17 protein-coding genes are annotated in these 25,176 nt (G+C 74.9%); 10 read left to right on the top strand and 7 right to left on the bottom strand.

Annotation, left to right across the window (positions count from 1 at the left end; translation table 11 throughout):
* Nucleotides 1–2 precede the first annotated feature (2 nt).
* The gene (locus ABGA99_RS21920) at nt 3–1,346 is read left to right on the top strand and encodes a discoidin domain-containing protein (protein ID WP_347583258.1); all 1,344 of its coding nucleotides are present in this window, start codon (nt 3–5) and stop codon (nt 1,344–1,346) included.
* A gap of 4 nt (nt 1,347–1,350) precedes the next feature.
* Here the strand turns inward: ABGA99_RS21920 and ABGA99_RS21915 are convergent, their stop codons facing one another.
* A complete protein-coding gene (locus tag ABGA99_RS21915) occupies nt 1,351–3,426 on the bottom strand; it encodes a glycogen debranching N-terminal domain-containing protein (RefSeq protein ID WP_347583257.1) in 2,076 nt (691 codons plus the stop codon).
* 560 nt (nt 3,427–3,986) lie between these two features.
* On the opposite strand from ABGA99_RS21915, the gene ppdK reads away from it, so the two are divergent.
* Complete coding sequence (gene ppdK / locus ABGA99_RS21910) at nt 3,987–6,806, top strand: pyruvate, phosphate dikinase (RefSeq protein WP_347583256.1); 2,820 nt, start codon at nt 3,987–3,989, stop codon at nt 6,804–6,806.
* A gap of 126 nt (nt 6,807–6,932) precedes the next feature.
* On the opposite strand, the gene ABGA99_RS21905 is transcribed toward ppdK, so the two are convergent.
* The gene (locus ABGA99_RS21905) at nt 6,933–7,664 is read right to left on the bottom strand and encodes an NAD(P)H-binding protein (protein WP_347583255.1); all 732 of its coding nucleotides are present in this window, start codon (nt 7,662–7,664) and stop codon (nt 6,933–6,935) included.
* 312 nt (nt 7,665–7,976) lie between these two features.
* On the opposite strand from ABGA99_RS21905, the gene ABGA99_RS21900 reads away from it, so the two are divergent.
* Nucleotides 7,977–10,187, top strand: a complete 2,211-nt coding sequence (locus ABGA99_RS21900; protein ID WP_347583254.1) for a serine/threonine-protein kinase — start codon at nt 7,977–7,979, stop codon at nt 10,185–10,187.
* 21 nt (nt 10,188–10,208) lie between these two features.
* Here the strand turns inward: ABGA99_RS21900 and ABGA99_RS21895 are convergent, their stop codons facing one another.
* The 3 genes from ABGA99_RS21895 to ABGA99_RS21885 form a co-directional block, all read right to left on the bottom strand.
* On the bottom strand, nt 10,209–11,372 hold the full coding sequence (locus tag ABGA99_RS21895; RefSeq protein WP_347583253.1) for an alkaline phosphatase PhoX: 1,164 nt from the start codon (nt 11,370–11,372) through the stop codon (nt 10,209–10,211).
* Between the two features lie 221 nt (nt 11,373–11,593).
* On the bottom strand, nt 11,594–11,788 hold the full coding sequence (locus tag ABGA99_RS21890) for a hypothetical protein (protein WP_347577897.1): 195 nt from the start codon (nt 11,786–11,788) through the stop codon (nt 11,594–11,596).
* Nucleotides 11,789–11,957: 169 nt separating this feature from the next.
* The gene (locus tag ABGA99_RS21885) at nt 11,958–12,800 is read right to left on the bottom strand and encodes a CbiX/SirB N-terminal domain-containing protein (RefSeq protein ID WP_347583252.1); all 843 of its coding nucleotides are present in this window, start codon (nt 12,798–12,800) and stop codon (nt 11,958–11,960) included.
* A 159-nt stretch (nt 12,801–12,959) separates the two neighbouring features.
* Between ABGA99_RS21885 and ABGA99_RS21880 the strand changes: the two genes are divergently transcribed.
* Nucleotides 12,960–15,056 carry a molybdopterin oxidoreductase family protein gene (locus tag ABGA99_RS21880; protein ID WP_347583251.1) on the top strand — a complete coding sequence of 699 codons (2,097 nt, stop codon included), beginning with the start codon at nt 12,960–12,962 and terminating at the stop codon, nt 15,054–15,056.
* A gap of 23 nt (nt 15,057–15,079) precedes the next feature.
* Here the strand turns inward: ABGA99_RS21880 and cutA are convergent, their stop codons facing one another.
* Complete coding sequence (cutA, locus tag ABGA99_RS21875; RefSeq protein ID WP_347577894.1) at nt 15,080–15,400, bottom strand: divalent-cation tolerance protein CutA; 321 nt, start codon at nt 15,398–15,400, stop codon at nt 15,080–15,082.
* Entirely contained in the window at nt 15,397–16,176 is a 780-nt protein-coding gene (locus tag ABGA99_RS21870) for a TSUP family transporter (protein WP_347577893.1), read from the bottom strand. Before ABGA99_RS21870 ends, cutA begins: the two co-directional genes overlap by 4 nt.
* A gap of 99 nt (nt 16,177–16,275) precedes the next feature.
* On the opposite strand from ABGA99_RS21870, the gene ABGA99_RS21865 reads away from it, so the two are divergent.
* From ABGA99_RS21865 to ABGA99_RS21840, 6 genes are all read left to right on the top strand, one after another.
* Nucleotides 16,276–17,076, top strand: coding sequence for an ElyC/SanA/YdcF family protein (locus ABGA99_RS21865; RefSeq protein WP_347577892.1), 801 nt, complete (start codon nt 16,276–16,278; stop codon nt 17,074–17,076).
* A 314-nt stretch (nt 17,077–17,390) separates the two neighbouring features.
* The gene (locus tag ABGA99_RS21860) at nt 17,391–18,827 is read left to right on the top strand and encodes an FAD-dependent oxidoreductase (protein WP_347583250.1); all 1,437 of its coding nucleotides are present in this window, start codon (nt 17,391–17,393) and stop codon (nt 18,825–18,827) included.
* A 2-nt stretch (nt 18,828–18,829) separates the two neighbouring features.
* Nucleotides 18,830–21,475, top strand: a complete 2,646-nt coding sequence (gene nirB, locus ABGA99_RS21855; protein ID WP_347583249.1) for a nitrite reductase large subunit NirB — start codon at nt 18,830–18,832, stop codon at nt 21,473–21,475.
* A complete protein-coding gene (gene nirD / locus ABGA99_RS21850) occupies nt 21,472–21,855 on the top strand; it encodes a nitrite reductase small subunit NirD (RefSeq protein WP_347577889.1) in 384 nt (127 codons plus the stop codon). The genes nirB and nirD overlap by 4 nt, the downstream gene beginning before the upstream one ends.
* 139 nt (nt 21,856–21,994) lie before the next feature.
* Nucleotides 21,995–23,272 carry a deoxyguanosinetriphosphate triphosphohydrolase gene (locus ABGA99_RS21845; RefSeq protein ID WP_347583248.1) on the top strand — a complete coding sequence of 426 codons (1,278 nt, stop codon included), beginning with the start codon at nt 21,995–21,997 and terminating at the stop codon, nt 23,270–23,272.
* Between the two features lie 498 nt (nt 23,273–23,770).
* Nucleotides 23,771–25,051 (top strand): FAD-dependent oxidoreductase, encoded by a 1,281-nt coding sequence (locus ABGA99_RS21840; protein WP_347583247.1) that lies wholly within the window; start codon nt 23,771–23,773, stop codon nt 25,049–25,051.
* Nucleotides 25,052–25,176: the final 125 nt, after the last annotated feature.

The following is a 25,176-nucleotide window of genomic DNA, read 5'->3' as shown; positions in this document are numbered from 1 at the left end:
ACGTGAACGATCTGAACGCCCCGACGGATCACCCGCGCAAAGGCGCGTCGCTGAGACGCCTTCTGACCGCCGCGCTGTGCGCGTGCACGGCGCTCGGCTCGGTGGCCCTGCTCGGCCCGACGGCATCGGCGGCGACACTGCCCATCACCGCGGCGACCGCCAGCTCCCACGACGGCAACGTGCCGGCCAACGCGATCGACGGCGACCTGTCCACCCGGTGGTCCGGGGCCGGTGACGGGGTCTGGATCCGCTTCGACCTCGGCTCGGTCACCACCGTCGACTCGGTAGCGCTGGCCTGGTACGTCGGGGACAGCCGCAGGACGACGTTCGACGTCGAGCTCTCCCAGGACGGCTCGGCCTGGTCGACCGTGCTGTCCCGGGAAACCAGCAGCGGCACCACGCGCAGCCTGGAGACCTACGACTTCGCCGGCGGGCCCGCCCGCTACGTACGGATCGTCGGGCACGGCAACGACTCCTCCGACTCGTCCAAGTGGACGAGCATCACGGAGGCGGCCGTGTCCGGGGAGCCCGGTGGTGAGCCGCAGCCACCCGGGCAGTCCCTCGGCGTCGGCGGGGTGGCGACGCCGCCGGGTGCGGTTCTGGTGCCGGACCAGGATTCCCGGTTCGAGATCGAATCCGGCGGCACCGCCGCCGCGCCCAAGGTCTACGACTGCCAGGGCGACACGATCCGCGGCGGCGTCCTGATCGACGCCGACCACGTGGTGATACAGAACTGCCGGGTGGACGCCGAGCAGCAGTACGGCATCTACTCGGACGACAACACCGACGTGACCATCCAGAACAACGACATCAAGGGCGTCGAGGGCCCCGGCGACCTGAACGCCATCACGTTCTTCGGCAACCGTCACAAGATCCTTTACAACACCGCCGTCAACTTCGTGACCGGCGATCCGGGTGACAGCCACACCGACTTCATCCAGACGTGGGTGTCCAGCTCGCACCCCATCGCGAGCGACGACGTGCAGATCCGCGGCAACAAGGCCGTCGGCCCGGCCAACCCGGACCGGGAGGACAGCATCCCGAGCATCCACCAGTGGCTGATGGTCGAGGACTACGGCCGCGGCGGGAACTCGGGCGGCAACACCGACGGCATGAAGAACTGGATCGTCGCCGACAACGAGATGGGCGACAGCTGGAACCAGGCCGTCAAGCTGGACGGGCCGGACGACATCTCGGTCACCCGCAACGATTTCGTGGGTTCCTCGACCCGGGTCATGGAAGTCACCTCGGCCTCGACCGGCGTGAAGTTCTACAGCGACAACCGGGTCGGCCCCGACTACGGCTCGGTCGGCATGACCGTCACCCCGGGCGAAGGGCCCGCCTGACGGATCACGGCTCACGCGGCGACGCGCCCGTCCGGTCCTCCTCGGCCGCGAGGGCGGTGAGGAGGGCCAGGGGGGCCGCCGCCGACCAGGACTGGGGGGAGCAGGCGTGCGGGAAGGGGACCGGGGTGGGCTGGGCGGCGCGGGGGTAGCCGGCGACGGCTTCCGGGAGCCGGCCCGCGGTGTGGGCGGCCAGGTCGGTGAGGGCCCTCGCCAGCGTGCGGGCCTCCTCGTGGAGGCCGTAACGGGCCAGGCCCAGGGCCAGGAGCGCGTTGTCGTGCGGCCAGACGCTGCCGCGGTGGTACGCCATCGGGTGGTACGCCCCCTGCCCTGCGGCCACGGTCCGTACCCCCCAGCCCGAGAAGAAGTCAGGCTCCAGCAGCCGCCGTCCCACCCGCCTCGCCCGGTCGGGGTCCAGGAGCCCTGACCACAGCAGGTGCCCGGCGTCGGAGGCCAGCGCGTCGGCGGGGCGGCCCGTGCCGTCGAGTGCCAGGGCGGGGAAGTCCGGGCCGGAGAGCCAGAAGTCGGTGAGGAAGCGGGAGCGCAGATCGCCGGCGGCGGCGGTGAGGCGGTCGGCCAACCGCGGGTCGGCCCAGGCGGTGGCGGCGAGGCGGGCGGTGTGGGTGAGGGCCGCGTAGGCGTAGCCCTGGGGTGCGGCGGGCGCGAGGGCGCCGGTGGCGCGGGTGCCGTCGGCGGCGCAGAGGGCGCCGGGGGAGTCGCGCCAGCTCTGGTTCGCCGGGGCGGCGCCGCCGTCGTCGGCGCGGTGGCGCAGATAGCCCGAGTCGCCGAGGCCGCCGTCGCGGAACATCCACTCCACCGCGGCGCGGGCCTGCGGCTCCAGGCGGCGGGCCGGCTTGTCGTCGCCGGTGTGCTCGGTGAGCGCCCCGAGAAGGACGAGGAACAGCGGGGTGGTGTCCACGGCCCCGTAGTAGCGCCCGTACGGCACCTGCCCGAAGTGGGCCAACTCGCCGTGGCGCACCTCGTGCACGATCTTCCCCGGTTCGCCGTCCGCGTCGCCGGCCTGCGTCGCGGCGAGCGCGAGGAGCGTGGCCCGGGCGAGCGCGGGGCGGTGGCGCAGGGCGAACAGCGACGTCACGAGCGCGTGCCGGCCCACTATGGCGAGGAACCACGGCACCCCGGCCGCCGGCACCTCCACCTCCTCACCGCCGGGTCCTGCGGCGGGGATGAGCAGCCCGTCGAGGTCGGCGAGGCCCTGCTCGGCGGCTATGGTGAGGCCGGGCCAGGGGGCGGCTTCCGTGCGGGGCGGGATCGAGCGGGTGCCCGGCCGGTGCGTTGCGGCCGTGGCGGCCGTACGGGCCGCGCGGACCGGCGCGTGTGCGGCCTCCGCTGCCGGGGCCGGGATACCGGCGCCGGTGGCCGCCCGGAGGGCCGGCGGCTGCGCGGCCCCGTCCTTCGCCGCCGTTCCCGCCGTCCCCGTCCTCGTCGTCCCTGCCTCCGCCGCCGGTCCCGCTCCCGGTGCGGCTGCGGCACGGAGTGTCAGTTCCATGGTCTCGTATGGCTCCAGCTTCAGGTGCCACACCAGGCGTCGTGCGCCACTCCCCGTCTCCTCCACCGCGTCCGGCGGCGGGTCCGCGGTGATCGTCGTACGGGCCTGCCAGCCGCCGCGGCGGTAGCGGAACTCCACCCCCGCGGGCAGCACCTCCCGGGCCCGTACCGCGTGCGGTTTGCCGTAGACGCGGTGGTCGGCTCGTAACTCGAACTGGTCCGCGAAGTCCGCGTCCACCGTCAGCGCGAGCCACAGCTTCTCCGGCTCCGCGCGGTTGCAGGTCACGCGCAGGACGTCGACCAGCGCGCCGCCCTCGACGCGCTGCTCGCGGAAGACCGTGTGCGGCGGCGGCTCGTCGCGGCCCGTGGGGGGTACGAGGACGGCCCCGGCCGGCTCGGCGACCAGCAGGGTCGGGACCGCGCCGTCCACCGTCAGCTGCCAGCGGCTCAGGTGCCGGGTGTCCCCCAGGAAGAAGCCGTCCGGCTGCGTTCCCCTGGTGCCGGTGATGTCCCCGGCGTGGGTCACCGCGGCGAACGCTCCGCCGTGGAAGAGAAGCCGGTGTTCCGCCACGCTCATGCGAGCGCCTCCCTCAGCGAGGTCCGCGTCATTACGTCTGGTTGGCACGCAAAACTAGCGCGCTGCTGTCGGGTCGACAAGCAGAACCGGGGGCGCATGCACGCACGTTGCGGGAGCATGGCCCGCCTGCCTCCCGCTCCGCCGGAGGCGTCCCGCGCTTCGAGCCGCCCCGGTGTCCACATCGTGAGATTTCCCGCGCCCGATCGCGTGATTCTCCCCACGTCTGATAAGGCTTTCGCTCAAATGAGCGCTCACATGTGGACGTTATCTCTCGTATGCGCGGCACTGAGTGCCATCCGCATGCCTTCACGCCTCGAAGCCACCACTGCGTCCCGTCACGCGGATGACCCTTCCCGGCTTGCCGATGCCCGCCCGTCCGGGATCGTCGTTAAAAGAAGTGAAGAAGGGGCGCGGCTCCCGGTCGCCTACAGGATCCCAGGTGTGAGGGCCGAACCCCCTCGTGATCGTCAACGCCTCATCCCCGGGAGCCTTCGATCTGGGTATGTTCCTCGCCGTCAGGGCAGCTCCCCGCCAGGGGTCCCACACGAGGAGTCGATCCCGTGCCGGAAACGAAGCCGGATAAGAAGAAGGCAGCGAAGAGGTCCCCGGGGAAAGGGGCCGCCTCCGCCAAGGCCGCGGTCAAGTTCGTCTACGACTTCCACGAGGGCAACAAGGACCTCAAGGACCTCCTCGGCGGCAAAGGCGCCAACCTCGCCGAGATGACCAACCTCGGCCTGCCCGTCCCGCCGGGCTTCACCATCACCACCGACGCCTGCAAGGTCTACCTCGCCGGCGGCGCCGAGCCCCCGGCCCTGCGCGACGAGGTCAGCGCCCACCTCGACGCCCTCGAACGGCGCATGGGCAAGAAGCTCGGCCAGGCCGACGACCCGCTGCTGGTCTCCGTACGCTCTGGCGCCAAGTTCTCCATGCCCGGCATGATGGACACCGTCCTCAACATCGGCCTCTCCGACGCCTGCCTGCCGGGACTCGCCGCCCAGGCCGGCGACGAGCGGTTCGCCTGGGACTCCTACCGCCGTCTCATCCAGATGTTCGGCAACACCGTGCAGGGCATCGACGGCGAGCTGTTCGAGAGCGCCTTCGAGGACGCCCGGCGCGCCAAGGGCGTCGCCACCGACGTCGAGCTGGACGCCGCCGACCTCGAAGCCCTCGTCGGCACGTTCAAGGACATCGTCGCCCGGGAGACCGGCCGGCCCTTCCCGCAGGACCCGCGCGAGCAGATGGACCTGGCCGTACGGGCCGTCTTCGAGAGCTGGAACGGCGAGCGCGCCAAGCTCTACCGCCGCCAGGAGCGCATCGCCGGCGACCTCGGCACCGCCGTCAACATCTGCTCCATGGTCTTCGGCAACCTCGGCCGCGACTCCGGCACCGGCGTCGCCTTCACCCGCGACCCCGCCAGCGGCCAGCAGGGCGTCTACGGCGACTACCTGCAGAACGCGCAGGGCGAGGACGTCGTCGCCGGCATCCGCAACACCGTGCCGCTCGCCAAGCTCCAGGACCTCGACGAGAAGTCCTACGACGAGCTGATGCGGATCATGGAGACGCTGGAGACGCACTACCGCGACCTGTGCGACATCGAGTTCACCATCGAGCGCGGCAAGCTGTGGATGCTGCAGACGCGGGTCGGCAAGCGCACCGCGGCGGCGGCGTTCCGTATCGCCGTGCAGCTCGTCGACCAGGGGCTGATCACCGAGGCCGAGGCGCTGCAGCGCGTCACCGGGGCGCAGTTGGCGCAGCTCATGTTCCCGAGGTTCGACAACGGCCACAAGGGCGACCTGCTCGCCCGCGGCATCGCCGCCTCGCCGGGCGCCGCCGTCGGCAAGGCGGTCTTCGACTCCTACACGGCCGTGAAGTGGTCGCGCTCCGGCGAGAAGGTCATCCTCATCCGCCGCGAGACCAACCCCGACGACCTCGACGGCATGATCGCCGCCGAGGGCATCCTCACCTCCCGCGGCGGCAAGACCTCGCACGCGGCCGTCGTCGCCCGCGGCATGGGCAAGACGTGCGTGTGCGGCGCGGAGGCGCTGGAGGTCGACACCAAGCGGCGGCAACTGACCGCGCCCGGCGGCGAGGTCATCGACGAGGGCGACGTCGTGTCCATCGACGGCTCCAGCGGCAAGGTCTACCGCGGCCGGGTGCCGGTCGTGCCGTCGCCGGTCGTGGAGTACTTCGAGGGCCGCATGCACGCCGGCGCCGAGGACGCCGACGAACTCGTCGTCGCCGTGCACCGCCTCATGTCGTACGCCGACCGCATCCGCCGGCTGCGTGTCCGGGCCAACGCCGACAACTTCGACGACGCCGCCCGCGCCCGCCGCTTCGGCGCGCAGGGCATCGGGCTGTGCCGCACCGAGCACATGTTCCTCGGCGAGCGGCGCGAGCTGGTCGAGCGGCTGATCCTCGCCGACACCGAGGACGAGCGGGACGCGGCGCTGAAGGAGCTGCTGCCGCACCAGCAGCGGGACTTCGTGCAGCTCTTCGAGGTGATGGACGGCCTGCCGGTCACGGTGCGGCTGCTGGACCCGCCGCTGCACGAGTTCCTGCCGGACATCACGGAGCTGTCGGTGCGGGTCGCGCTCGCCGAGTCGCGCAAGGACCACAACGAGAACGACCTGCGGCTGCTCCAGGCCGTCCACCGGCTGCACGAGCAGAACCCGATGCTGGGCCTGCGCGGCGTGCGCCTCGGGCTGGTGATCCCGGGGCTGTTCACGATGCAGGTACGGGCCATCGCGGAGGCGGCGGCGCAGCGTCTGGAGGCCAAGGGCGACCCGCGGGCGGAGATCATGATTCCGCTGGTGGGCACGGTGCAGGAGCTGGAGCTGGTACGCGACGAGGCCGAAGCCGTCATCGCCGAGGTGGAGGCCTCGCGGGGCGTGGAGCTGAAGCTGTCGCTGGGCACGATGATCGAGCTGCCGCGGGCGGCGCTGACGGCGGGCCAGATCGCGGAGTCGGCGGACTTCTTCTCCTTCGGCACCAACGACCTGACGCAGACCGTCTGGGGCTTCTCGCGCGACGACGTGGAGGCGAGCTTCTTCACCGCGTACCTGGAGAAGGGCATCTTCGGCGTCTCCCCGTTCGAGACGATCGACAAGGACGGCGTCGGCGCGCTGGTCCGCGACGCGGCGAAGGCGGGCCGGGCGACGCGTCCCGACCTGAAGCTGGGCGTGTGCGGGGAGCACGGCGGCGACCCGGAGTCGGTGCACTTCTTCCACGACGTGGGTCTTGACTACGTCTCGTGCAGCCCGTTCCGCATCCCGGTGGCCCGGCTGGAGGCGGCGCGGGCGGCGGCGAACGGGGCGGCACAGCACGGGACCTCCCCGAACGGCAAGCCTGCCCGCGGCGCCAAGAGCGGCGGGAAGGCGTAACCGGCCGTCCGAACCCCCGGCCACCGTCGGCGTTGCCCTGACCCTCACCCGACGGCAGACCGGTTCCCAGAGGGGCGGCGCCCGTGCGGGGGCGCCGCCCCTCGCACCGGGCCTTCCGGCGGCCGGTCAGGCGAGCCAGTCGCGGTAGCGGGTCGGGGCGATGCGGGCGTCCGCCGGCGCGAGGAGGGCGTCGCCGGGGGCCAGGGCGAACATGCCGGCGGTCTCGTCGGTGACGACGGCGCGGCCGTCGGGGCGGGCGTCCAGGGTGATCCGGCCCAGCTCGTCGAGGGGGAAGACGTCCGGACCTGCGATGTTCAGCGTGCCGTTCAGGGGAGCGCCCGCGGCGACGCCGGCGACCGCGTCGGAGACGTCCTGGGCGGCGATCGGCTGGACCGGGGTGGCCGGGAGGCGGACGGTGTCGCCCTCGGTGGTCATGCCCAAGGTCGGCTGCACGAACTCCATGAACTGGGTGGCGCGGACGACGGAGTACGGGACCGGGCCGGCCCTGAGGATCTCCTCCTGGAGGGCCTTGGCCCGGTAGTAGCCCAGGTCGGGCACCAGGTCGACGCCGACGATCGACAGGATGACGGCGTGCCCCACCCCGGCGTCCCGGCTCGCGGCCAGGATGTTGTCCATCGAGGTCCGGAAGAACGCCTGGGAGGCGTCGTCGAACGTCGGGGAGTTCGTCAGGTTGACGACGACGTCGGCGCCGGCCAGCGCTTCCGCCAGCCCCTCGCCGGTGATCACGTCCACGCCCGTGGACGGCGCGTGCGGCACGGCCTCGTGTCCGGCGGCGTCGAGCTTCTTCACGACCTGCGACCCGATCAGGCCGGTACCGCCGATGACTGCGATCTTCATGGGCCACCTTCCGTCGACCATGCGACAGCCCGCCCGGAGCGGTCGCGCGCACGGGCCCCGCGGCCCCGCGGCCCCGCGGCCCCGCGAAAAGGACACCCCCGATCACCGTATACGCGGCGGATTCCGCCCGCCTGTCGAGCGGGACGGCGCCGCTCACCGCACGGTCGGCGCCCGTGCGGGGGCGCCGGCCCTCGCCGTTGGTGTCGGGCGCACACGGGTTCGTTACGCTGTCGCTCGCGCTAACGGGGCCGCGGGTGGCGGGTCCGGGACCAGGCGAGGTGGTCGGAAGACCGCCGGGGGGTGAGGGGGACCATGTCCCGACCGGACGAGCCGGCCGTGCCGCGTGCCCGTGCGGGGGAGGCGGGATGGCCCACGGCCGCGCCGCCGCATCTGCCGCTGGGGGCCGGCGACCCCGCCGTGGCCGGTCCCTACCGGCTGGAGGCCGTGCTCGGCGCGGGCGGCATGGGCCGCGTGTATCTGGGGCGTACGCCGGCGGGCAGCGCCGTGGCGGTCAAGCTCGTCCACCGCGAGTACGCGGGCGACGCGGCGTTCCGCACCCGCTTCGCGCAGGAAGTCGCCGCCGCCCGGCGGGTGCAGGGCCTCTACACCGTGCCCGTGGTCGACGCCGACCTCCAGGCGGACGAGCCCTGGCTCGCCACCGCGTACGTGCCCGGGCCCTCCCTCCAGCACGCCGTCGCCGCGAGCGGGCCGCTGCCGGCCGACGCGGCGCTGGCGCTGATCGCCAGGGTGGCCGAGGCGCTGCAGTCCATCCACGCCGCCGACGTCGTCCACCGCGACCTCAAGCCCTCCAACATCCTGCTGACCGCCGACGGGCCCAAGGTCATCGACTTCGGCATCGCGCGGGCCGCGGACGTCACCGCCGTGACCGCCACCGGCGTCCGCACCGGCACGCCCGCCTACATGGCGCCGGAGTACATCCGGGGGCAGACCGTCACCGAGGCCGGCGACATCTTCGCCCTCGGCGGCGTCGCCCACTTCGCCGCCACCGGCGGGCACGCCTTCGGCGGCGGTACGGACCACGGCGTGGTCTACCGGGTCCTGGAGCAGGAGCCCGACCTCGACGGCAGTCCCGAGCCGGTACGGGCCGTCGCCGCGGCCTGTCTGGCGAAGGACCCGGAGCGGCGGCCGACGCCCGCCGAGGTCATCGAGATGTGCCGCCGGGCGGCGGGCGACGGTCAAGGAGACGGAGAGGGGGCCGGTCGCGGGCGTGCGGCGACCGTCGTCGACGTGCCGCACCCCCGTACCGCGCCGAACGCCACCGCGCCCGACGCCACCGTGCCGGGTGCCCCGGACGCGCACGGCCCGGCGCCCGCCGCCCCGGACCCGGACGCCCTGACCCGGACCGCCACCGCGGCCCCGCCCGTGCCCCCGCCCCCGGACCCCGGCACCCGTACCGGCCCCGTGTCCCTGGCCCTGCTGCTCGGCGGGGCCGGCGCCGTCATCCTCATCGTCGTCCTGGTCGCCGTCCTCCTGCCCTCGTCCGGCTCCGACAAGCGGCAGCAGCCGAGTTCGCCGTACAAGACGTACGAGCCCACCGGCAGCCTCGCCTTCCCCGCCCGCGCCCCGGGCCCCGCCGGCATCGACTTCAGCCCCGACGGCAAGACGCTGGTCACCGGGGGTGAGGACGGCAAGATCCGGTTCTGGGACGTCGCCCGCCGCAAGCAGAGCGACGTCGTCACCCAGAAGAACACCGTCAGCAACCTCGTGCCCCCCGTGGCCGGCGTCGAGTTCAGCCCCGACGGCAAGCTGCTCGCCACCGGCACCGGCACCGGCGGGACCGGCCTGTTCGACGTGGCGGGGCGGCGGTGGCTCAACTACCTGCACATGGGCGGCGAGAACGTGGCGTTCTCCCCGGACGGCAAGCTGCTCGCGATCGGCAGCAGGACGGGCTCGGTGTACCTGTTCGACCCCGCCGAGCGCGGTGACGACGTCGCCGCGTACTTCGACCACGAGCACGAGGTCACGGCCATCGCCTTCAGCCCGGACGGCAAGACGCTGGCCTCCGTGGGCGACGACTCCGAGAACCGCGCCGGCCGGAGCGACACGACCCAGCTCTGGGACGTCGCCGGCCGCGATCCGGAGCCGTACGGCCAGGGGGACCCCGCCAGGGTCCTCAAGCAGCCGTGGAATGCGACGGCCGTGGCGTTCGGCGGCCCGGACGGCCAGACCCTCGCCGTCGGCTACCCCGACGGCGAGGTGTGGCTGTGGGACGTGAGCACCGGCCGGAAGAAGGCGACGCTGCGCAACGAGTACCTCACCACCGTCGCCGACCTGGAGTTCAGCCCCGACGGGAAGACGCTCGCCACCACCTCGGAAAGCGGCGGCGGCGTGCTGCTGTGGAACGTCGCCCGCGGCAGGCCGAGCGCGCGGCTGGTGAGCGGCGAGGAGGACGGGAAGGGCAAGGGCCTGATCGAGGAGGTGACGTTCAGCCGGGACGGGAAGCTGATCGCGGGCGCCGATCGCAAGGACCGCGCCGTACGGCTGTGGCAGAACCCCCGGTGACGGGGGCGGGGGCACGCGGGCTCAGGTGCGGAACGGGCCCGTTATCTCGTAGGTGATGCCGCCCGAGGAACTGCCCGTGGTGCCGCGCTGGCTGGAGAAGTACAGGCGCGTGCCGTCCGGGGTGAAGGCAGGGCCCGTGATCTCCGAGCCGCCCTGGCCGTCCACGCGCAGGAACGGGGTGACGACGTCGTCCGGGGTGATGAGGCAGATCTCCATGGTGCCGCCGTCCTCGGCGACGTAGAGGTCGCCGGAGCGGCTGCCGGTGACGTTGTCGACGCCGGTGAGCGGGGCGGTGCCGGAGACGAGGGAGTCGTCGTACGCCAGCTCCAGGGTCTGCGCCGCCGCGTCGTACTGCCACACGCGGCCGTCGCCCTTCGTCGTGAACCAGCAGGTGCCGCTCTCGCTCGCGTAGTGGCAGCCCTCGCCGCCGTCGAACCGCTTGGCGCCCGCCACCTGGTTCCGCGTCGCCGTGGACGCGCCGCTCGGGTCCGGCACCGGCGCCCACGTCACCGGGCCCGAGGTGCCCGAGCCCATCCGCAGCACCTCCAGGGTGCCGGCGGAGAGCGAGCCCCACGTGGTGGGCCGGAAGCGGTAGAAGCAGCCGTCCGAGACGTCCTCCGTCAGATAGACGACCTGCCGCTCGGGGTCCGCGGCGGCCGCCTCGTGCGTGAAGCGGCCCATCGCGTCGCGCCGGACCGCGGCCCTGGCGCCCCGGGGATCGGTCTCGTAGACGTAGCCGCGGTCGACCTCCTCGCACGACAGCCAGGTGTCCCACGGCGTCTTGCCGCCCGCGCAGTTCTGCCGGGTCCCCGACAGGACGCGGTACGCGCCCGCCACCTCGCCGGCGGCGGTGAAGCGGATCGAGCCGGCGCCGCCGGAGGGGGTGACCTCGGAGTTGGAGACGTAGATCCAGCCGTCGCCGTCCGCGAAGCAGGCGCCGCCGTCCGGCGCGGGGTGCCAGGTGTACGACGTACCGGCCACCTGCTGCCCGGAGCGCGCCACGACCCGGCTGGTGAAGCCCTGCGGCAGCCGGATCCCGTTCCCGTCCGCCCCGCCCGGCGCCCCGTAGGGGCCGGCCCCCGGCTGCGCGGGATCGGCCGCGGCGGATCCCCTCCACAGACTGCCGCCGAAGGCCGCCGCCGATCCGCCGACGACCGCTCCGCGCAGGAAAGAACGGCGCTCCACGACCATCCACTCCTTGAGGTGGGGGAGCCCGGGACAGCCGCCCGCGGGCCGCCTGTGCACCATAGAACTGCGAGGTTGACGGAGCGGCAACAGTCCGGTTACGCAGAGCTGACCGCCGGCCGCCATCACCGGGTGCGAGGGAGCGGGAAACGCCGCAAATGCCGCCGGTCGGACGGGCGCCCCCCTCAGCGGCGCGGTCCGCGCCCGGACGTCAGAGCGGGTCAGCCGCCCCCGTCCGTGTCCGTACCGGTGTGCCACAGGCGGAGGGCTTCGGCGTTGCGCAGACCCTCCACGGCCCGGTGGCGTTCGGCGTCGGTGAGGTCGAGGGCGCCCAGCCGGCGGCGCCGTTCGCCGACGCCCTCGGTTTCCTCCAGGGCGGTGGCCAGCTCGATCAGGGTGGCCGGCGTGCGGGCCACGTCCACGGGCGGCGCGCCGGGCCCGTGCCTGCGCAGGGCCGTGGTGAGGACCCGGAGGGCGGTGCGGTCCTCGTTCTTGAACTCGCTGAAGATCCGGGCGTTGTCGAGGGCCCTGGCCGGCCCCGTGAGGCTCAGCGGAGGCCGCGCCTATGGAGCTTTTATCGGGTCTTTATCGCCGCAGGCCGAGGGGGAGATCCGCGTCCGGCACGGTGCGGGCCGGGGTACCGGTCGGGGTGCCGAAGGCGGCGAGTTCCCCGTCGTAGCGGTGGAGGACGAGCCGCGCCAGCGCCGGGTGCGGGCCGAGCGGCGCCGCGACGGGGAGGCCGAGGGCGCGGGCGTCGGCGGCGGTGCGGTGTGCGAAGAGGCCGGGCGCCGTGAAGCAGCAGGCCACGCCGATACGGCGGCAGCCCCGGGCGGCGAGGGCACGGGCCGCCTCCGCGACGGTCGGCGCGGCGGCGGAGGCGTACGCGGGCAGCACGGGCACCCCGAGCCGGTCGGCGAGCAGCGCGGCGGTGGCCGCGGTGTCGGCCGCCGACCGGGCGGCCCGCGACCCGGCGGCGGCGAGCACGACCCCGTCGCCGCCGCGCCACCCGGCTTGCGCCAGGCGCTCGGCGAGGGCGGCGGCGAGCAGGGGATGAGGGCCGAGGGGAGCGGCGACGCGGGCGGCACCGTCGCGTTCCCCCGCCGCCCGCACCGCACCCGGAATGTCGCGCGTCACGTGGTGGCCCCGGCCGAAGAGCAGCGGCACCAGGACCGCGTCGCCCGTCAGCGTCTCCAGGGTGTCCCGCAGCAGCGGTTCGTTCAGTTCCACGTGCCCCAGCCGCACCCGCAGCCCCGGGCGCAGCGCCCGTACCGCCGCCAGCAGCGCCCGTACCGTACGCGCCGCCGCCGGATCCCGGCTCCCGTGCGCCACCGCCACCAGCGTCGGGCGTCCGCGTCCCCGGCCCGCCGCCGCAAGACCCGTGCTCAGCTCGGCGGTGATCCTGCTCATCAGCTCTGCCGCGGTCGTCATGGCGTGAGCCTGACCCACCGCCGTTGCGGCTCCGTTTCGGCATCGCGTCGCCTTGTTGACGGCTGCTCACGCCCCCACGCCCCCGGCGCTGAGGACGGCGAACCCCTCCCGTAATACCCCCGTCCACCGGGGGTGACATCCGTCCCGCACCCTCACTCCATGACCGTCGACACCCACTGCCCCTACTGCTCCCTCCAGTGCGGCATGACGCTCGCACCGGCCGCCGGCGACGGCGGGCTCGACGTACGGGAGCGCCCGGCGTTCGACGTCAACCGCGGTGCCCTGTGCGGCAAGGGCCGTACCGCGCCCGCCGTCCTCGTCTCCGCCGCCCGTCTGACCCGGCCCCTCGTACGGGCGGACCCCGACGACCCCGCCGCACCGCTGCGCCCCGCCTCCTGGCCCGAGGCGCTCGACCGCGTCGCCGCCGGGCTCGCACGGGCCCGGGAGGGGCACGGGGCGGACGCCGTGGGGGTCTTCGGCGGCGGCGGGCTGACCAACGAGAAGGCGTACGCGCTCGGCAAGTTCGCCCGCGTCGTCCTCGGCACCTCCCAGATCGACTACAACGGCCGCTTCTGCATGTCGTCCGCCGCCGCAGCGGGCAACCGCGCCTTCGGGCTCGACCGCGGCCTGCCCTTCCCTCTCGCCGACATCCCCCGCACCGGCTGCGTGATCCTCGTCGGCGCCAACCCCGCCGAGACCATGCCGCCGGCCCTGCGCTACTTCACCGAGCTGCGGGCGGGCGGCGGCACCCTCGTCGTCGTCGACCCGCGCCGCACCCGCACCGCCGAGCAGGCCGACCTGCACCTCGCCCCCCGCCCCGGCACCGACCTCGCGCTCGCCCTCGGGCTGCTGCACCTCGTGATCGCCGAAGGCCGCACCGACGACGCCTACATCGCCGCACGCACCACCGGCTGGCCCGCCGCCCGCGCCGCCGCCATGGCCCACTGGCCGGAGCTGGTCGAGCGGATCACCGGCGTGCCCGTACCGCAACTGCGCCGGGCCGTCGCGCTGTTCTGCGAGCCCGAGGCGGCCATGGTCCTCACCGCCCGCGGCCCCGAGCAGCAGGCCAAGGGCACCGACACGGTCGGCGCGTGGATCGACCTGTGCCTGGCCACCGGCCGCCCCGGCCGCCCCTACTCCGGCTACGGCTGCCTCACCGGCCAGGGCAACGGGCAGGGCGGCCGCGAACACGGCCAGAAGGCCGACCAGCTCCCCGGCTACCGGCTGCTCACCGACCCCGCCGCCCGCGCCCACGTCGCCGCCGTCTGGGGCGTCGACCCCGCCACGCTCCCGGGCCCCGGGCGCAGCGCGTACGAACTGCTCGACGCCCTCGGCGCCCCGGGGCCCGACGGGGTACGGGCGCTGCTGCTCATGGGCTCCAACCCGGTGGTCTCCGCGCCGCACGCCGCGCACGTCGAGCAGCGGCTGCGTTCGCTGGACTTCCTGGCGGTCGCGGACGTGGTGCTGTCGGAGACGGCGGCGCTCGCGGACGTCGTTATGCCCGTGGCGCAGTGGGCCGAGGAGACCGGCACGCTCACGAACCTGGAGGGCCGGGTGCTGCTGCGCCGCCGCGCCGCCGACCCGCCGCCGGGCGTACGCGGCGACCTCGACGTGCTGCGCGGCCTCGCCGAGCGGCTGGCGCCGGCGCGGGCGGCGGGGTTCCCCGTGGCGGCGGAGGAGGTCTTCGCGGAGCTGCGGCGCGCGTCGGCCGGGGGGAAGGCGGACTACTCGGGGATCACCTACGCGCGGATCGAGGCGGAGGGCGGCGTGTTCTGGCCGTGCCCGGAGGGCGGCGAGCCGGCGCCGCGGATGTTCCTCGACCGGTTCGCGACGCCGGACGGCCGGGCGCGGTTCGCGGGGGTGCAGCACCGGCCCGCGGCCGAGGAGACGGACGCGGAATACCCGGTGTGGCTGACGACGGGCCGGGTACTCGCCCAGTACCAGTCGGGCGCCCAGACGCGCCGGGTGAGCGAGCTGAACGCGGCCTCACCGGGGCCGTACGTGCAGATGCACCCGGAGCTGGCCGCCCGCGTGGGCGCCGACGAGGGCGACCCGGTCGCGGTTCTCTCCCGACGCGGCCGGGCCGTGGCGCCGGCGCGGATCACCACGGCGATCAGGCCGGACACGGTGTTCATGCCGTTCCACTGGCCGGGCGCGGGGCGGGTGAACACGGTGACGAACCCGGCCCTGGACCCGGTGTCGCGGATGCCGGAGTTCAAGGTGTGCGCGGTGCGGGTGGAGCGTGCGGGGGAGTAGCGGGGTGCGTCGCGTACGCGGCGTCAGGCCGTCGTCTCCCGCTCCACCCATGTCAGATACCCCGGGCTGCCGTGGGTCACCGGGGTGGCGATGATCTCCGGCTCGTCGTAGTCGTGCGCCTCGCGCAGGTGGGTCTCCAGCTCCGCGTAGCGCGCGGTCGTCGTCTTGAGCAGCACCTGCCACTCCCGGGTCTCCTCGACCGCGCCCTCCCAGCGGTAGATCGACGTGACCGCTGCGCTCACCTGCGCGCACGCCGCCAGCCTCGCCTCCACCGCCCCGCGGGCCAGCGTGTCGGCCTTCTCGCGGGCGTCCGTCGTCGTGAGCACTGTCAGGAAGTCCGTCATGACCACTGATCGTAGGCGAGCTTGGCGACCAGACCGACGACCGTGACGACCAGGACCCCGCGGACGAAGCCGCTGCCCCTCTTCAGCGCCATGTGCGCGCCGAGCCAGCCGCCGCCCAGGTTGAAGACCGCCAGCAGCGCGGCCAGCGACCACAGGACCGTGCCCTGGACCGAGAACATCACCAGGGCGCCGAAGTTGGTGCAGACGTTGACGATCTTGGCGGTGGCGGACGCCTGGACCAGGTTCATCCGGAGCACGGCCGTCAGCGCGAGCACCAGGAACGTGCCCGTACCCGGGCCTATCAGCCCGTCGTAGAAGCCGATGCCCAGCCCCGCGACCGCCACCGCGGCGGCGACCCGGCGCGGTGTCACCGGGCCGGTCGCGGGGGCGTCCGTGCCGAACGACGGGCGCAGCGCGACGAACACGAGCACCGCGAGCAGCACCACCATGATCACCGGCCGCAGGACGTCGCTGCTGACGCCGGCCGCGAAGAACGCCCCCAGCGCGGAGCCGGCGAGCGCCGCCGCCCCGATGCGCACGGCGAGCCGCACGTCCACGGGGGACCTGCGGGCGTACGTCACCGCCGCGGCGGAGGTGCCGACGATGGCCACGGCCTTGTTCGTACCGAGCAGATACGCGGGCTGCAGATGCGGATATCCGACGAGCAGCGCGGGCAGCAACAGCAGCCCGCCGCCGCCGACCACGGCGTCGATCCAGCCCGCGGCGGCGGCGGCGACACACAGCATGACCAGGGTCAACAGGGGTATGTCGGGCATGGTCGGGCGAGCGTAACCCCCGGCGGGGAGGCGTCCGGGAGGCGGGGTGGAACCGGGGCTCCCGGCGGCTTCGTTCACGGGGTGGGAGGGGAGTTCTTCATGGGGATTCTGTGGGGGGACCGGGCGATACGGGTGGCGTCGCGCGTACGGGAGAGGCTTCCGGACGCGTGGGCGCGGCGGTGGGCGGCGCTGCCGGGGCGCGCGGTACGGGGGCGGGGGCTGCGGTCCGCTGTGCGGCCGCGGTGGCCGCGGACCCGGGGCGGGCGGCGGCGGGCGCTGCGCGTCGCGGTGCTGGCGTGCGTCCTGGCCCTGCTGCCCTCGGCGTGGCTGTTCGTCGCCGCCGGCGACCGCGTCGTGGCCGCCGAGCGGGCGCCGCGCGCGCCGGTGGCCCTGGTCTTCGGCGCCGGGCTGTGGGGCGAGGAGCCGTCCCCGTACCTTGCGCACCGGCTCGACACCGCCGCCGAGCTGTACGCACTCGGCAAGGTCGACGCCATCCTGGTCAGCGGCGACAACAGCACTCGCGACTACAACGAGCCCACCGCCATGCGGCGCTACCTCGTCGGCCTCGGTGTCCCCGCCGACGCCGTCGTCCGCGACCACGCCGGCTTCGACACCTGGGACTCCTGCGCCCGCGCCCACCGCGTCTTCGGCGTCGACCGGGCGCTGCTCGTCAGCCAGGGCTTCCACATCCGCCGGGCGCTGGCCCTGTGCCGGGCGGCGGGCATCGACGCGTACGGGGTCGGGGTGGACGAGCCCCGGCGCGGCGCCTGGTACTACGGCGGGCTGCGGGAGATCCCCGGTGCGGTGAAGGCGGCGTACGACGCGGCGTTCACGCCGGACCCCCGCTACCTGGGCCCGCGGGAGCGGGGCGTGGACGAGGCGGTGGCCGCGGCGCGGTAGCCGGCGGGCCCGAGGGGGAGTCGGCGGGGGGATGTGGCGGCGATCGGGCCGGTGCGCGTCGGTCGCTCTCCCTCCGCGCGTGGCCGGCCGGGACGCGGACCGGTCGCGCATCGCCACGCAGGCGCGCCGCCGCGCGTCGGCCGGTCATGTACGTCTGCCGGGAGCGGAGCCCTCCCCGGGCGCCGGCCCCTCGTGACGACCGCGTGCGCGGCGCCCGGCGCTCACAGTGCCGTCCGGGGGGTGCTGAGGGCAGCGTTGCGCGGCGGAAACCGGGGGGATGCGGTGGGGTAACGGCCCCGCCCCAGGGTGGGCGTATGAACCCGTCCGTACCCGCAGCCGCAGGCCCCGCCGAGGGGCGTCGCGTCGTGATCGTCGGCGGCGGCATGGCCGGTACGCGGCTCGCCCGGCAGCTCGCCGGTGCCGGGGCGCGGGTGACGGTCGTCGGGGAGGAGCCGCACGCCCCGTACAACAGGGTGCTGCTCGCCGACGTCCTCGCCGGACACTACGCGCCGGACGTCATCCGCCTCCCCGACCTCCCCCCGGCCCCGGCGGTCGCCGCGCTGCGGGGCGTGCGCGCGGTGCGCGTCGACCGCGCCGCGCGCCGGGTGCAGTGCGACGACGGGCGGGCGGTGCCGTACGACGTACTGGTCCTGGCCACGGGCGCGGCGCCGGTGCTGCCGCCGCTGCGAGGGCTGTTCGACGGTACGGGCGGGCGGCTGCCGGCGGGGGTGCACGCCTTCCGCACGATGGACGACTGCCTCGCGCTGGCCGGCGCGGCGGCGCGCGGCACGGCGGCCGTCGTCGTGGGCGGCGGGCTGCTCGGGGTCTCGGCGGCCCGGGCGCTGGCGCTGCGGGGGGTGCGGGTGGTGCTGGCGCAGCAGGGGGAGCGCCTGATGGAACGGCACCTCGACGCGACCGCGGCCCGGCTGCTGCGGGCGCACCTGGAGGAGCTGGGCGTGGAGGTGCACACGGAGTGCCGGGTACGGGGCGTCCGCACGAGCGCGGTGCCGCCGGACCCGGGTCGTACGCCGCCGACTGCGGTCCGTGGCGCCCGTGGCGACGGCTCCGCCGCGCCCGCGGCAACGGCCCGCGCTGCCGCCGCCCCGGCGTCCGGTGCGGTGAGCCCTCCGGTCCGTTCGGCTCCCGGAGCTCCGAGCGGCACCGTCCGCTCCGTCACCGGGGTCGAACTCGCCGACGGGTACGTCCTCGACGCCCGCCTCGTCGTCCTCGCCTGCGGTGTCCGGCCCCGCGTCGGGCTCGCCAGGGCCGCCGGGCTCGACGTCGGCGCGGGCGTCGTCGTGGACGACGAACTCCGTACCTCCGATCCCGCCGTGCACGCCATCGGCGACTGTGCCGAGCACGCCCGGGTCCTCTACTGCCTCGCCGCCCCCGCTCTCGAACAGGCCGACGTCCTCGCCCGCATCCTCACCGGCGCCGGTACCCCACCACACCGCTACGCCGGCACCCGCGCCCTCACCCGCCTCACCCTCGCCGCCGCCGACACCCCCCTCGACCTCGCCGCCTTCGGCGTGACCGAGCCCGCGCCCGGCGACGACGTCGTGCATCTCGCCGACGCCACCCGCCGCGTCTACCGCAAGGTCGTCGTCCGCGCCGACCGCCTCGTCGGCGGCATCCTCCTCGGCGACCTCGGCGCGGTCGGCACCCTCGCCCGGACCTGGGAGGGCGACGCCCCGCTGCCCGCCGGTGCCCCGCTGCACCACCTGCTCACCGACCACCTCGGAGGCTCCTGACGATGTCGACGACCACCCGCACGCCGCCGGCCCCGCAGCCGCCGCAGGCGCCCCGCACCCTCGTCCTCGTCGGGCACGGCATGGTCGGGCAGCGCTTCCTCGAAGCCCTCGCCGAGCACGGCGTCACCGACACCCACCGCGTCGTCGTCTTCTGCGAAGAGCCCCGCCCCGCCTACGACCGCATGCACCTCACCTCCTACTTCTCCGGCACCACGCCCGACGGGCTCTCCGTCACCCCCGACGGATTCCTGGCCGAGCACGGCATCGAACTCCACGTCGGCGACCCCGCCGTCACCGTCGACCGCGCCGCGCGCACCGTCACCTCCGCCGCAGGACGCACCGTCACGTACGACGTGCTGGTGCTGGCCACCGGCTCGTATCCCTTCGTCCCGCCCGTCCCCGGCAAGGACGCCCGCGGCTGCTTCGTCTACCGCACCATCGAGGACGTCCTGGCCATCGAGGCGTACGCGCAGGGCGCCACCGCCGGCGTCGTCGTCGGCGGCGGGCTGCTCGGCCTCGAAGCGGCGGGGGCGCTGCGCGGGCTGGGGCTGCGGACGCACATCGTGGAGTTCGCGCCGCGGCTCATGCCCGTCCAGGTCGACGACGGCGGCGGCGCCGCGCTGCGCCGCACCATCGGTGACCTGGGGCTCGACGTGCACACCGGGGTCGCGGGGAAGGAGATCCGCACCGACGCCGCGGGCGCGGTGAGCGCGATGGAGCTGTCGGACGGCTCGGCCGTCGCCGCGGACCTCGTGGTCTTCTCCGCGGGCGTACGCCCCCGGGACCGGCTGGCCCGCGAGGCGGGCCTGGACGTCGGCGAGCGCGGCGGCGTCGCCGTGGACGAGCGGTGCCGGACCTCCGACCCCGCGGTCTTCGCCATCGGCGAGTGCGCGCAGGCCGCGGACGGCCGGGTGTACGGGCTGGTGGCACCCGGGTACGAGATGGCCGAGACCGCCGCCGCCGCGATCGCCGCCCGACGGGCGCCCGCCGCCGCCTCCAAGACCTTCACCGGCGCCGACACCTCCACCAAGCTCAAGCTCCTCGGCGTCGGCGTCGCCTCCTTCGGCGACGCCCTCGGTACCGCCGACGACTGCCTCGACGTCGTCTACTCAGACTCCCGCGCCGGCCTCTACAAGAAGCTCGTCGTCGCCCGCGACGGCACCCTCCTCGGCGGCGTCCTCGTCGGCGACACCGACGCGTACGGCATGCTCCGCCCGCTCACCGGCAGCGTGCCGCCCGTGCCGCCCGAGCAGTTGGTGCTGCCGCCGGGCGCCGGCGCCCCCGCCGCCCTCGGGCCCGCCGCGCTCCCCGACGACGCCGTCGTCTGCAACTGCCACAACGTCACCAAGGCGGCCATCCGCGGCGCCGTCGCCGACCACGACTGCACCACCGCGCGCGAGGTGGAGAAGTGCACCCGCGCGGGATCCGGCTGCGGCTCCTGCGAGAAGGTCCTCACCGCACTGGTCAACGACGAGCTGACCGCCCGCGGCGTCGCCGTCGACAAGGGCCTGTGCCGCTGCTTCGCCCACACCAGGACCGAGCTGTACGAGATCGTCCGTGTCAAGCGCATCAGCTCCTACGTCCGCCTCCTCGACGAGCACGGCCGCGAGGAGGCCCGCAGCGGCGACGGCTGCGAGGTGTGCAAGCCGGCCGTCGCGTCGATCTTCGCCTCGCTCGCGCCCGTCATCGGCGCCGCCGGCTACGTCCTCGACGGCGAACAGGGCGCCTTGCAGGACACCAACGACCACTTCCTCGCCAACCTCCAGCGCAACGGCTCGTACTCCGTCGTCCCGCGCGTGCCCGGCGGCGAGATCACCCCCGACAAGCTGATCGTGCTCGGCGAGGTGGCGCGCGACTTCGGGCTCTACACGAAGATCACCGGCGGCCAGCGCATCGACCTCTTCGGCGCCCGCGTCGACCAGCTCCCCGCCATCTGGGCCCGGCTGGTCGACGCCGGGTTCGAGTCCGGGCACGCCTACGGCAAGGCGCTGCGTACGGTCAAGTCCTGCGTGGGATCGACCTGGTGCCGCTACGGCGTGCAGGACAGCGTCCGCATGGCCATCGACCTGGAGCTGCGCTACCGCGGGCTGCGCTCCCCGCACAAGCTGAAGGCCGCGGTCTCCGGCTGCTCGCGCGAGTGCGCGGAGGCGCAGGGCAAGGACTTCGGCGTCATCGCGACCGCAGGCGGCTGGAACCTGTACGTCTGCGGCAACGGCGGCGCCACCCCGCGCCACGCCGACCTGCTCGCCCAGGACCTCTCCGACGACGAGCTGATCCGGCTCGTCGACCGGTTCCTGATGTTCTACATCCGCACCGCCGACCGGCTGGAGCGCACGTCGGTCTGGCTGGAGCGGCTGGAGGGCGGCCTCGGCCACCTGCGGGACGTCGTCGTCGCCGACTCGCTCGGGATCGGCGCCGAGCTGGAGGAGCAGATGGCCGCGCACGTCGCGCACTACCGCGACGAGTGGGCCGCCACCCTGGCCGACCCCGAACGGCTGGCGCGCTTCGTCTCGTTCGTCAACGCGCCGGGCGTGCCGGACCCCACCGTGCGGTTCGTCCCCGAGCGCGACCAGGTCAAGCCCGACCTCACCCTGCTGTCAGGCCCCGCCATCCCGGTGCGCGGGACGCTGGAAGGAGCATCCGCATGACCACGACGGGGTACGCGCCCGCGCCGACCGTGCTGCGCGTCGAGATCCGCACCGCGGCCGGCTGGCACCCGGTGTGCGACCTCGGCCTGCTCACCCACGGCCGCGGCGTCGCGGCGCTGCTGCCGGACGGCACGCAGACCGCGGTCTTCCTCGGCCGCACCGGCGACGTCTACGCGATCGGCAACCGCGACCCGTTCACCGGCGCGTACGTGTTGTCGCGGGGGCTGCTGGGGTCGGCGCCCTCGTCCCGGGGGAGCCGGCCGTTCGTGGCGTCGCCGCTGCTGAAGCAGCGGTTCGACCTGGCGACGGGGCGGTGCCTGGACGACGAGGAGGTGGCGGTGCCGGCTTACGAGGCGCGGATCGCGGAGGTGGCGGCGTAGGGAGGGTGCGGGGGCACGGTCCCGGTACGTATACCGGAGGCCCGGCCCGGTACGTACCGGGGGCGCCATCGGGTACGAACCGGGCGTCCGGCCCGTACCGCCCGAACCCCCGCGCACCGCCCCGGCTACCGTTCCGTCCATGGGGTACACCGACGCCGACCTCGAACGCTGGGCCCCCGAGCCCGACAAGCGCCCCGGCCGCACCGCCTTCCAGCGCGACCGCGCCCGGGTGCTGCACTCCGCCGCGCTGCGCCGGCTCGCGGGCAAGACCCAGGTGGTCACGCCCGGCGCCGGCGGCGACGGGGACGCCGGAGCCCTGACCTTCGCCGACGCCACGCCCCGCACCCGGCTCACGCACTCGCTGGAGTGCGCCCAGGTCGGCCGCGAGCTGGGCGCCGCACTCGGCTGCGACCCCGACCTCGTCGAGACCGCGTGCCTGGCCCACGACCTCGGCCACCCGCCGTTCGGGCACAACGGCGAGCAGGTGCTCGACGAGCTGGCCGCGCCCTGCGGCGGCTTCGAGGGCAACGCGCAGTCGCTGCGGCTGCTCACCCGGCTGGAGCCCAAGCGGTTCACCGACGACGGCCGGTCCGTCGGGCTGAACCTCACCCGGGCGGCCCTGGACGCCGCCACCAAATACCCCTGGCCGCGCGGCGGCCACCCGGCGGGCCCGGACGCGGTGAAGTTCGGCGTGTACCCCGACGACGTGCCCGTCTTCGACTGGCTGCGCGCGGGCGCGCCGGGCGGGCCCGCGGGCCGCACCTGCTTCGAGGCACAGGTCATGGACTGGTCCGACGACGTGGCGTACTCCGTGCACGACGTCGAGGACGGCCTGCACGCCGGCCACTTCGACCCCGCGGTGCTGCTCGCCGGGCCCGAACGCGCCGAGGTCTTCGCCGTCGCCGCCGGGCGGTACGCCCCGGGCACGGACGCCGCGGAACTCGCCGAGGCGCTCGACCGGCTGCTCGCCCAGGAGTGGTGGCCGCACGGCTACGACGGCACCGCCGCCGCGCAGGCCCGCCTCAAGGACGCCACCAGCCAGCTCATCGGCCGCTTCTGCCTCGCCGCCGAGGGCGCCACGCGGGCCGCGTACGGCACCGGGCCGCTGTGGCGCTACGCCGCCGAGCTGATCGTGCCGCCGGCGGAGCGGCTGGAGTGCGCGGTGCTCAAGGCGGTCGCGGACCGGTTCGTGATGCAGCGTCCCGACCAGGCGCGGCTGCGCGCGGACCAGCGGGTGGTGCTGGGGGAGCTGGCCCAGGCGCTGACGGCGGGGGCGCCGGCGGGCCTGGACCCGCAGTTCCGGGCGCTCCACGAAGAGGCGGCGGACGACGCGGGGCGGCTGCGGGCGGTGGTGGACCAGATCGCGGCGCTGACGGATGCGGCGGCGCGGCGGCTGCACGCGCGGCTGACGGGGTAGGGCCGGGGAGCCGTACGGAGACGGCGGCACACGCCGTACGGGAACGGCCGCGCGCGTCCTGCACGCGACGGCCGCGCACGTCGTTGCGGACCGGCGGCGGGCACCGGCGCGCGCCGTACGAAGCAGCAGCCCACCCCCCGTGCCACGACCGCCGCCGGGGTGAACGGCGAGATCCGGCCACCGGCGCGTCGTCGGGCGCGGGGGCGGGCGGGGGGCCGGGAGCGCCCCCGGTCGCGCACCGGGGTCCCGCCCCGCCCCCGTGCCCGCCCATCACCGCCCCCACCAGCCCGTTCTCCCACCACCCGCCCCGGCACCGCCGCTGCCGCGAGAGCGCGGTGCGTCCCGTCCGTCCCCACCCGCACCCCGCCCGGCCACGCAGCCCTGGCGCGCCTCCCCCTTCCGCCCCCACGCCTCGGTGCGGGAGGCTCGCGGTGTCGGCAACGCAGCCGAGGACACGGCAAAATGGATGGTCGGGGCCAGGGAGCTAGGAGGCGTGAAGTGGTCGACGCAGATCAGACGTTCGTCATCGTCGGTGGAGGACTGGCCGGTGCGAAAGCAGCAGAGACGCTGCGATCGGAAGGGTTCACCGGCCGGGTCATCCTCATCGGCGACGAGCGCGACCACCCGTACGAGCGACCGCCGCTGTCCAAGGGCTACCTCCTCGGCAAGGAAGAGCGCGACAGCGTCTTCGCGCAGCCGTCCGGCTGGTACGCGGAGGCGGAGGTCGAGCTGCACCTCGGCCAGACCGTCACCGCGCTGGACCGTGCCGCGAAGACCGTGACCCTCGGCGACGGCACCCGGGTGCACTACGACAAGCTGCTCCTGGCCACCGGCGCCGAGCCGCGCCGGCTCGACATCCCCGGCACCGACCTCGCCGGCGTCCACCACCTGCGCCGCCTCGCCCACGCCGAACTGCTGCGCGGCGTCCTCGCCGCCCTCGGCCGGGACAACGGCCAGCTCGTCATCGCCGGCGCCGGCTGGATCGGCCTGGAGGTCGCCGCGGCGGCGCGCACGTACGGGGCGGAGGTCACCATCGTCGAGCCGTCGCCCACGCCGCTGCACGGGGTGCTCGGCCCGGAGATCGGCCAGGTCTTCGTCGACCTGCACAGCGAGCACGGCGTGAAGTTCCACTTCGGCGCCCGGCTCACGGCGATCACCGGCAAGGACGGCATGGTGCTGGCCGCGCTCACCGACGACGGCGAGGAGCACCCGGCGCACGACGTGCTGGCCGCCATCGGCGCCGCCCCGCGCACCGCGCTCGCCGAGGCCGCCGGGCTCGACGTCGCGCCACGCGAAGAGGGCGGCGGCATCGCCACCGACGCCTCGCTGCGCACCTCCGACCCGGACGTCTACGCCACCGGCGACGTCGCCTCCTTCCCTCACCCCGCCGCTGTCTCCCACGCCGCCGGCGGCGCCCGGCTGCGGGTCGAGCACTGGGCGAACGCGCGGGGCGGCGGCCCGGCCGCGGCCCGCGCCATGCTCGGGCAGGACGTGACGTACGACCGGCTGCCGTACTTCTTCTCCGACCAGTACGACATGGGCCTGGAGTACTCGGGGTACGCGCCGCCCGGGTCGTACGACCAGGTGGTGTGCCGCGGGGACGTGGGACGGCGGGAGTTCATCGCCTTCTGGCTCAAGGAGGGCCGGGTACTCGCGGGCATGAACATGAACGTGTGGGACGTCACCGAGGGCATCCAGAACGTGATCCGCTCCGGCGCGCAGGTCGACGCGGAGCGCCTGGCCGACCCGGCGGTGCCGCTGGGGGACCTGATCGCGTAGGGAGCCGCGCCGGGCCCGCGACCGCCGAGCCGGCGGCCGCGGGCCCTTCGGCGCGTACGGCGGGTCCTTCGCCGTACGGGCAGTCCCCGCCCGGCGCGGGAGCCCGCCGGGCCGGGCCTGTCCTC

The sequence above is a fragment of the Streptomyces sp. B5E4 genome (assembly GCF_039871555.1).
Taxonomy (GTDB): Bacteria; Actinomycetota; Actinomycetes; order Streptomycetales; family Streptomycetaceae; genus Streptomyces.
The sequence above is the reverse complement of the archived record's forward strand: the minus strand, read 5'-3'. Positions and strand labels throughout refer to the sequence as shown.